The following is a 4,464-nucleotide window of genomic DNA, read 5'->3' as shown; positions in this document are numbered from 1 at the left end:
GGCTCGGTCGCCCTGTGCCAGCAACTGGTCCAGGCGGTGTGTGCACCGGGCGACGAGGTGGTCTTCGGCTGGCGCTCCTTCGAGGCGTACCCGATCATCGCCCGCATCGCCCACGCGGTCCCGATCGCGGTCCCCAACCGGGACGACGGGTCGCTGGACCTCGACGCGATCGTCGCCACCGTCACCGACCGGACCCGGCTGATCTTCGTCTGCACGCCCAACAACCCGACCGGCCCGGCGGTGACCCGCGCCGAACTCCTCGCTTTTCTCGACCGCGTCCCCGAACGGGTCACCGTGGCGCTGGACGAGGCCTACTACGAGTACATGCGATCCGAGGACCCGGTGGACGGCGTCGCCGAGGCGATGTCGCGGCCCAACGTGGTCTCGCTGCGCACCTTCTCCAAGGCCTACGGTCTGGCCGGCCTCCGTGTCGGCTACCTCGTCGGACCCGCCGAACTGGTGGTACCGGTGGCGAAGATGGTCGTCCCGTTCTCGGTGAGCTCCCTGGCGCAGGCCGCCGGAATCGCCTGCCTCGAGGCCGGGGACGAACTGCGGGCCCGCACCGACGCGGTCGTCGCCGAGCGCTCCCGCGTACGGGCTTCCCTGCTCGACATGGGGCACGCGGTCCCGGACACCCAGGCGAACTTCGTCTGGCTACCCCTCGGGGACGCCGCGGCTGATTTCGACGCCCACTGCCGCGAGCACCTGGTCGTCACCCGGTGTTTCGCCGGCGACGGAGTGCGGGTGTCCATCGGGGATCCCGAGGAAAACGACCGATTCCTCACTGCTGCCCGGCATTTCGTGACCAGAACGTAATGCTTCCGGCGGGGTCCCGTGACATCGCGAGGGCAGCATGGGCCGGGTTTGGGAGAGCAGGTCACGATCTCGCGATCCCCGGATCGCGGAACGTGCGAGCCCCCACCCCCCTAGGAGACGATGTGCAGCAGAAGAGTTCATGGCACGAGGTGAACTCCGCAGCTATCCACACGTCCATAACGGGCCGCGTCGGGCCGGTCGCTTTCGCACTGTTCGCGGCCGTGGTCCTCGTCGCAACCCTCGCTTCCCCTCCGCGTGCCGACGCGCAGATCAGCAGTCCCTGGAGCCCGGCGGCGGAGACCCGGTCGGTCCGCATCCTGGGGATCGGGGAGTTCTCCGGTGCGCTGTCCCGGCCCGTGGGGTTCCAGGGCGAGCTCCGTGACGGCTCGGGCAACGTCCGCCCCGCCGGTGGCGGGCCACACCTCGCGGCCACGGTCGGAAAGTTGCGCGACCAGGCCGAGGATTCACTGCTGTTCGCCACCGGCGACTCGATCGGCGGGACCGCCCCCGAGGCCGCGTTGCTGGGTGACCGAGCGACCATCGAGTACTTCAACCGGCTCGGTGTGGACGGGGCCGGCGTGGGACGACGCGAACTCGAGAAGGGCGCCGACCACGTCCGATCCCTGGTCACGCCGGGGTGCGCGACCGAGCGGGATTGCCGCGTCGATCCCCCGCTCCCGCCATTCCGTGGGGCGGCGTTCCCGTTCCTGGCATCCAACGCCATCCCGTCGCCCGATTCGGCCCCCACCTTCCCCTTCGCGATCCACCGAGTCGGTGACGTCCGGGTGGGGGTCGTGGCGGTGACTTCCCCGTCGACGTCCGTCCCGGAGACGACCACGCGGTTGACCGACCCCCTCCGCGCGATCGACGAGACCGTGGAGTCACTGCGGTTCCTGGGCGTGGAGGCGATCGTCGCCATGGTCCAGTCCGACGCCGTCCACGACAATCTCGATCCGGCGGCCTGCCCCGACGAGCTCACCGAGTTGGACCTGGTCAAGCAGCTCAACCCCGCCGTGGACGCCCTGATCGTGGGAGCCTCCGGCGGCCCGGCCACCTGCCGTGTCTTCGACTCGGACAACGACGAGCGCGTCGTCGTGGCCCCCGCGTCCCACGGCCGGTCCGTCACCGTCGTCGACCTGGCGGTCGACCCCTCCACTGGCGACGTGATCCGGCCCCAGACGTCGGTGTTCAACCAGACGGTCAACCTCGACATAGAACCCGACGCCGGGACCGAGGAGCTCGTACGCCAGGCCCAGGCCGCTGCGGCACCGCAAGCCCGCGAGGTCATCGGCACCGCCGACGAGACCATCGAGCGGGCCATGGATGCGAACGGCGAGTCACCACTGGCGGATCTCATCGCGGACGGCCAGCTTCACGCCGCCCGGGGTCGGGGCGCCGAGCTGGCCCTGTCCAACCCGGACTCCCTGCGCACCGACCTCCCCGCCGGGCCCCTCGACTACGCCGACCTGCACACCGTGCAGCCCTACGGGGATCGCCTCTACCTGGTCACCGTGACCGGGGAGGAACTCCGCGCGGCCTTCGACCACTTCGCCGACGACATCGGCCGCAACGGCCCCGCGGTCTCGTCGAACGTGCGCTTTACCGTCGACCTCCGCCGCCCGCCCGGAGCCCGGGTGTCGGAGATCGTGGTCAACGACGAGCCCGTCGACCCCCGGCGCGAGTACACCGTCGTGGTGAACGAGTTCCTCTCCTCCCCCGAGTGGGACGGCTCGGTCCTGGCCGAACGCGGCGACCGCCGCGAGGCCGGGGTGACCGATCTCGACGCACTGCGTCGCTACGTGGCCGAGGAGGGCCCGCTGAGCGCCCCCGAGACCGGCCGGATCAGCGTCGTCGGCTGACACGACCCGACAGTCGCACCGGCTGGCCGCGTGCCGTGCTCGGCACGGCACGCCGGGGGCCGACACGGGGGGCACATCTCAGCACCGCGGGCCTGACAAAGAGTAAGATCAGCTTCACTCTCCGCGATTCCGGACGACCCCGCCCCAGTGCACCGTGCCCACCCAAGGAGAAGAAAGGTACTCCGCCTTATCGACTCCTGAGGAAGTGGTGGCCATGTCGTCGCGAAGACCCGTCGTGGGACCGGGGCACGTCCTCATGCGTGGCGCGGCCCTGGTGGGCGCCGCACTCACCCTTGTCGGCTGCATGACGACGACCGCCATTCCGCAGGTGGACCCGACCTATGCGGGAACCGTCCGACTGGACGAGGTCACGGTCCAGCGCTTCGAGTACCCGACCCGGGATTCCGACGCCGATCCCGAACAGAACTGGGCGGACCTGTACCTGCCGTCCGGGGCCCAGGAGGTCGACACCATCCCGCTCGCGGTCCTCATCCACGGAGGGGCGTGGCAGAACCAGCTGGGTGCGGACATCTTCGACCCCCTGGCGCGCGAATTGGCGAGCCGCGGAATGGCGGTCTACAACGTGGAGTACCGCCGGGTCGGGTCCGGCGGCGGCTGGCCCGTCACCTTCCGGGACATCGCGGACGCGCTCGACCACGTGGTCGAGGTGGACCGGCGCTTCCCCCAGATCACGACCGATGACGAAGTGGTGGTGGGCCACAGCGCGGGCGCCCAACTCGCCGTGTGGGGCGGCACCCGCCACCTGCTCGAGGACGACGAGGTGGGCTCCGAGCCCGCGTTCCGGCCCACGCGCGTGATCTCGATCGCCGGACCACTGGACATGGTCTATGCAGCGAACCACGGGGACGACAGGATCGTCACGGCGATCGGCGGGACGCCCTCCGAGTTCCCGTGGCGGTACGCGTCGGTGGACCCCATCCAGAACATCGACACCGGCACACCGGTCGTCGCGATCCACGGCAACCGGGACGCGACCGTCTCGGCGGAGAACTCCCGGCGCTACGTCGACGAGGTCACCCGCCGGGGAGGACGCGCCAAACTGGTCCTGCTCGAGGGTGAGGACCACGTCTCGATCGTCTCGGGAAAGTCCCGCTCGTACCCGCGGGTGCTCGAGATCATCCGCTACGTCGCGGCAGCGGACCTGCAGGAGACGACCGCCTGAGCGGGCCCTCGGTGACGAATTCCCGGCATCTCGGCCCCGTGCGGTGACCAGCCCGAGCGGCGGGGGCTGACGTCTGCCCCGGGTCGGCGTAAACTTCTGCCGATGACCGTTCGAGTGACCACGCACGACGTCACCTGTCAGCGGTGCGGAGCGCCCATCCCCGCTGGCACCCCTCAGCGGTTCTGGCTAGGCCCTCGCCCCAACTGCGTCGAATGCGACGAGCGGGCTCTCGAGAACTACGGCAACTACAGGCGTCGGTGCATCGAGCACAACGAACGCCGCCGCCGGGAGCTCGAAGATCGAGGCCTCTGACACGACAGTGACACGAGACCAGATACCGGTTCCGTAAACGCCCCTGAACTGGAAGTTCTCTGAGCTAAGGCGGAAGTGGAGGGATTTGAACCCCCGGTGCTGTTTAGGCACGCTCGCTTTCAAGGCGAGTGCATTCGGCCGCTCTGCCACACTTCCCCGCCGCCTGCCGCGACACGCACGACCGCGTGGTTCCACGTGGAACCCGCGTTGACGACGCCGTTCATCGTAGTGGACCGCGGGCGTACGCACCCAGCCCGCCTGCCCTCGGGTCTCATCCCGGCTACCGTCGGAGGA

Annotated in this window: 4 protein-coding genes and 1 tRNA gene; 4 read left to right on the top strand and 1 reads right to left on the bottom strand. The window is 69.8% G+C overall.

The window, feature by feature from the left end:
• The 4 genes from G6024_RS09205 to G6024_RS09190 all read left to right on the top strand — a co-directional run.
• On the top strand, positions 1–816 hold an 816-nt coding region (locus G6024_RS09205), incomplete at its 5' end, for a histidinol-phosphate transaminase (protein ID WP_159148549.1).
• Between the two features lie 122 nt (positions 817–938).
• The gene (locus tag G6024_RS09200) at positions 939–2,675 is read left to right on the top strand and encodes a bifunctional metallophosphatase/5'-nucleotidase (RefSeq protein ID WP_159148548.1); all 1,737 of its coding nucleotides are present in this window, start codon (positions 939–941) and stop codon (positions 2,673–2,675) included.
• Between the two features lie 256 nt (positions 2,676–2,931).
• Positions 2,932–3,858 (top strand): alpha/beta hydrolase family protein, encoded by a 927-nt coding sequence (locus G6024_RS09195; RefSeq protein WP_159148553.1) that lies wholly within the window; start codon positions 2,932–2,934, stop codon positions 3,856–3,858.
• Between the two features lie 102 nt (positions 3,859–3,960).
• The gene (locus G6024_RS09190; RefSeq protein ID WP_132062159.1) at positions 3,961–4,170 is read left to right on the top strand and encodes a hypothetical protein; all 210 of its coding nucleotides are present in this window, start codon (positions 3,961–3,963) and stop codon (positions 4,168–4,170) included.
• 70 nt (positions 4,171–4,240) lie between these two features.
• Here G6024_RS09190 and G6024_RS09185 read toward each other — a convergent pair.
• Positions 4,241–4,326, bottom strand: a tRNA-Ser gene (locus G6024_RS09185).
• Between the last annotated feature and the right edge of the window lie 138 nt (positions 4,327–4,464).

The sequence above is a fragment of the Dietzia maris genome (assembly GCF_014144855.1).
In the GTDB taxonomy this organism is placed as follows: Bacteria; Actinomycetota; Actinomycetes; order Mycobacteriales; family Mycobacteriaceae; genus Dietzia; species Dietzia kunjamensis.
This window is presented reverse-complemented; position numbering and strand designations above follow the sequence as displayed.

Bases quoted from the DNA above. Each gene is read 5' to 3' on its own strand.
- G6024_RS09195 (WP_159148553.1), top strand. From the start codon at position 2,932: ATGCGTGGCGCGGCCCTGGTGGGCGCCGCACTCACCCTTGTCGGCTGC.
- G6024_RS09190 (WP_132062159.1), top strand. From the start codon at position 3,961: ATGACCGTTCGAGTGACCACGCACGACGTCACCTGTCAGCGGTGCGGA.